General features: G+C 36.6%; 2 protein-coding genes. Both read right to left on the bottom strand.

Going from position 1 to position 448, the window contains the following annotated elements; all coding sequences use genetic code 11:
- Positions 1 to 173 (bottom strand): NAD(P)H-binding protein (locus AC1DPK_RS34310; RefSeq protein WP_477513034.1); only part of this gene is annotated, 173 nt, incomplete at its 3' end.
- Positions 174 to 194: 21 nt separating this feature from the next.
- Positions 195 to 448: type 1 glutamine amidotransferase family protein (locus tag AC1DPK_RS34305; protein WP_477513033.1), on the bottom strand; the 254-nt coding region annotated here is incomplete at its 5' end.

Raw genomic sequence — 448 nt, 5'->3', positions numbered from 1 at the left:
TCAATAGACTGTTTTGCGACATCAATGTAAGTTGCATCGATACCATCTGCTTTTAAAGATTCAACTAGTTCTTCTTTTCTAACACCGGCAGTAAAATCAACATCTCGTGCTTTCAGTTTACGTATAAGATGTTGACCGACGCCACCATTAGCGCCAATAATTAATGATTTCATGTATATCGCTCCTTTATGAAATTATTGATTAGCTAAGATTTTTAAAGCATGTTCAGCAACAGCATGTCCTGATTGAGGATTTTGACCAGTCACAATGCGACCATCTACGACTGCGAAATTGCTCCAGTCATCCTCTTTTTTAAAATGTGCACCGTTACTAATGAATTCGTCTTCTAATAAATATGGCATGTATTCAGTTGTACCATTTGCTTGTTCTTCACTATTTGTAAAACCAGTCACGTCTTTATGATGAACGAGGTAATCCCCATTTTCTT

The sequence above is a fragment of the Paenibacillus sp. 01T424 genome (assembly GCF_056398745.1).
The sequence above is the reverse complement of the archived record's forward strand: the minus strand, read 5'-3'. Positions and strand labels throughout refer to the sequence as shown.